This window comes from Aequoribacter sp., assembly GCF_965659035.1.
In the GTDB taxonomy this organism is placed as follows: Bacteria; Pseudomonadota; Gammaproteobacteria; order Pseudomonadales; family Halieaceae; genus Aequoribacter.
Genome location: NZ_CBFHWH010000134.1, coordinates 1 through 3,477, shown reverse-complemented (window position 1 = coordinate 3,477; position 3,477 = coordinate 1). Strand labels below are relative to the sequence as shown.

General features: G+C 52.9%; 3 protein-coding genes and 1 pseudogene. All 4 read right to left on the bottom strand.

Annotated features, from left to right (window positions below; genetic code table 11):
* Positions 1 to 62: 62 nt before the first annotated feature.
* The gene (gene rhlB / locus ACTF5Z_RS11665) at positions 63 to 1,256 is read right to left on the bottom strand and encodes an ATP-dependent RNA helicase RhlB (protein ID WP_438985786.1); all 1,194 of its coding nucleotides are present in this window, start codon (positions 1,254 to 1,256) and stop codon (positions 63 to 65) included.
* Positions 1,257 to 1,309: 53 nt separating this feature from the next.
* Complete coding sequence (gene prmC, locus ACTF5Z_RS11660; RefSeq protein ID WP_438985785.1) at positions 1,310 to 2,137, bottom strand: peptide chain release factor N(5)-glutamine methyltransferase; 828 nt, start codon at positions 2,135 to 2,137, stop codon at positions 1,310 to 1,312.
* Positions 2,138 to 2,139: 2 nt separating this feature from the next.
* Positions 2,140 to 3,225, bottom strand: coding sequence for a peptide chain release factor 1 (gene prfA, locus ACTF5Z_RS11655; protein WP_423853827.1), 1,086 nt, complete (start codon positions 3,223 to 3,225; stop codon positions 2,140 to 2,142).
* Positions 3,226 to 3,252: 27 nt separating this feature from the next.
* Positions 3,253 to 3,477 (bottom strand): annotated as a pseudogene (locus tag ACTF5Z_RS11650) (glutamyl-tRNA reductase); the annotation flags it as partial.

The window sequence follows — 3,477 nt, the reverse complement described above, 5'->3', positions numbered from 1 at the left end:
GTGGCCGGTGCCACCTTGCTGTATTGCGACCAGCAAGCCGGCGATTCACCGAAACTAGAATCTTAAGCCAACAAACTTTCGGGCGGGTGCTCGCATTCTAGGCGCTCACCCAACAGCGCCTCGATATCGGGCAACAAGAAGGCATCGTCCTCGCTTGCAAAGCTAATCGAGGTCCCCGTGGCACCTGCCCGCCCGGTGCGACCGATGCGATGCACATAATCGTCTGGATCTTCGGGCAGATTATAGTTGACCACATGCGATACGCCGTCGACGTGAATACCACGCCCTGCAACATCAGTCGCCACCAACACTTTGAGCTTGCCGCGCTTAAAATCTTCCAATGTGCGGGTGCGTTTATTCTGCGGAATCTCGCCCGACAGTACGCCGCAGGGTACGCTCGCTTTCCGCAAACGTTCGTACAAATGCCGAACCTGATCACGGCGATTGGCGAACACGATTACGCTGGTGGCTGCCTCATCACGCAGAAGATTGAGTAAAATTTTGTAGCGCTGTTCGGCCGAGACTAAATACACCTTTTGGTCAACGTTCGCTGTTGCGACACTCTCGGGTTCTATCTCGATTTTAATCGGCTTGTAAGTCCACTGCTCGGACAGATTTATAATATCTTGCGTAAAGGTCGCCGAAAACAACAGCGTTTGCCGGTGCTCTTTCGGGGGCGTAGCGCGCACAATTCGCTTGACCTGAGGAATGAAGCCCATATCCAGCATGCGGTCCGCTTCGTCCAATACAATGGTTTCTACCCGATCCAAAAACAGGTCTTGCCGCGTCATAAAATCAATCAAACGACCTGGTGTTGCCACCACTAAATCAACGGGCTCTTGATCAAGCTTTTGCAGTTGCTTTTGGTAATCCATACCGCCAATCAGGGTCACCACGCGCAAACCTGTGTATTTGCCCAAATCCTTTGCGTCTTCGGCGATTTGCATGACCAACTCACGCGTTGGCGCAATCACCAAGGCTCGCGGCTCGCCCACGAAACGCTCGTCGTCGATAGGATGCGTTAATAAGTCGTTGAAGACCGTAATCAAAAACGCTGCTGTTTTACCCGTGCCCGTTTGCGCTTTACCAATCGCATCTAAACCGCGCAGCGTGTGGGGCAGTATCGCGCCTTGAATGGGCGAGCATGTCACAAACCCCAAATCTTTAATCCCTTTTAACAGACGTTCGTCGAGATCCAAAGACTCAAAAGTTCGTTTGTCGGCATTGGCCTGATCGGCCAAACTGAATGTGCTCATGTGCTCCTGCGCGATTGTCGCTTTTACTAAACCGCGCGGAGTGTACCATTAATTCAAGCCCACTGCGCGCCTGTAACGCGATCCAGGCCTTGAAGATCACAATGCGTCTCCGCGCCCTGATATCCCAAATCAATAAACCGTTGACGCAAACGCTCAGCCTGTTGGTAGCCATGCTCTAACCAAAGAGTGCCACCCGACTTTAAATACTTGGGTGCCTGATCGATTATTGCGAATAAATCCGCAAAACCATCATGTGGCGCCACCAAGGCATTGATCGGTTCGAACCGTACGTCACCTTGCTGCAAGTACGCCGATTCAGGCTCGACATAAGGTGGGTTGGACACAATTAAATCAAACTGACATTGCGGCAGTGAGGCAAACCAATCGCTGCAATAAAAATCGATGTTCTTAATGCCCAGGCTTTCTTGGTTGGCCTTAGCTACGTCTAAAGCATCTTCACTGCGATCAACCGCACATATTGACCACTGAGGGCGCTGGGAGGCCAGCGCCAAAGCGATAGCTCCAGAACCCGTGCCTAAATCAAGAACCTCAGCCTTTGCATCTAAGGTGAGCCCTAAGGCTACATCGACCAGCAGTTCGGTCTCAGGTCGAGGAATCAATACGCGTTGATCAACGTGTAAGTCCAAGCCATAGAATTCGCGGCGTCCCAACAAATACGCGACAGGAACACCGCTGGCGCGCCTATCAACCAGTGCCCTATATTGTTGCACAACGCTCGAGGCCAATTCACGTTCAGGCCAAGCGAAGAGTGTTGTTCGCTCTAGGCCCGACACCTGCTCAAGCAGCAGGTGAGCCTCTAGGTTAGCGCTGTCCGACGGTAACAGCGCTTTGGCCCAACGCAAGCACTCGGCAATCGTCATCACTAATCGTCGGACAAAGCCGCTAACTGATCCGCCTGGTATTCTTGACGCAGCGGGGTCACTACCGAGTCTAGGTCGCCCTCCATAATCTCATCCAACTTGTAAAGGGTAAGATTAATGCGGTGATCGGTCATTCGCCCTTGCGGGAAGTTGTACGTTCGGATGCGATCAGATCGATCGCCGGTCCCCACGAGATTTCGACGCTCTTGAGCCTGCTCTGACGCGGCTTTTTCTTCGGCTGCAGTATCAAGCTTAGCCTGCAACAACGACATCGCGCGCGCGCGGTTTTTGTGTTGAGAGCGCTCGTCCTGGCACTCCACCACAATGCCTGTGGGCAGGTGAGTAATTCGAATAGCCGAGTCGGTCTTGTTGACGTGCTGACCACCAGCACCTGAGGCTCGGAATGTATCGACCCGAATGTCGGCCTTGTTAATCTCGATGGCATCGACTTCAGCGGCCTCAGCCATCACGGCAACGGTGCAGGCAGAAGTGTGAATTCGTCCTTGCGATTCGGTCTCCGGTACTCGCTGCACGCGGTGGGCGCCGGATTCGAACTTTAAGTGTGCGTAGACATCTCGCCCCTCTACCCGGGTAATGATTTCTTTATAACCACCGTGCTCACCGGCACGCTCGGACAAAACCTCTAGCCGCCACTTCATGCGCTCGGCATAACGCGAGTACATTCTAAATAAGTCACCTGAAAAAATAGCGGCCTCGTCACCGCCCGTGCCCGCGCGAATCTCAAGGAATACGTTAGCGGAGTCTTTCGGGTCTTTGGGCAGCAGCAAGCGTTGGAGCTCAATTTCAAGTATCTCTATCGCTTCTTTAGCCGCATCGAGTTCTTCCTCCGCCATCTCGCGCATATCAGGGTCGTCGTCTGACAGCATAAGTTGCGCGGCTTCCATATCGTCTTTGGCGGTCTGGTATCGCTTGAACGTAGCAACCACTTCCTCTAATTCGGAGTACTCGCGCGATAACTCTCGAAAACGTTCTTGGTTGCTGATGGTCTCGGCGTCGCTTAACAAGGCCGATACCTCTTCATGTCGCTCTACCAGCAATTCCAACTTATGTAACAGTGATGATTTCATTGTTGCGGATGACCGCACTCCTTCAGTTTATTGATCTAATTCGTCGGGCAGACCCAGCAGGCGCTTGGCGACATCGAGCTCTGAGACGTTTTGTTCGGCAATACTGCGCAAACCTTGGCTGGGCGCGTGGATTAATTTATTAGTGATAGCACGGGCCATAGATTCCAACACAGCCTCAGGGTCGGCGCCTGCGCTAAGCTCTTTTCGAGCCCGTTCAAGCTCTAAATCGGTCAGTGCAACAGCCTGATCGCG

Bases quoted from the DNA above. Each gene is read 5' to 3' on its own strand.
- rhlB (WP_438985786.1), bottom strand. From the start codon at position 1,256: ATGAGCACATTCAGTTTGGCCGATCAGGCCAATGCCGACAAACGAACT.
- prmC (WP_438985785.1), bottom strand. From the start codon at position 2,137: ATGACGATTGCCGAGTGCTTGCGTTGGGCCAAAGCGCTGTTACCGTCG.
- prfA (WP_423853827.1), bottom strand. From the start codon at position 3,225: ATGAAATCATCACTGTTACATAAGTTGGAATTGCTGGTAGAGCGACAT.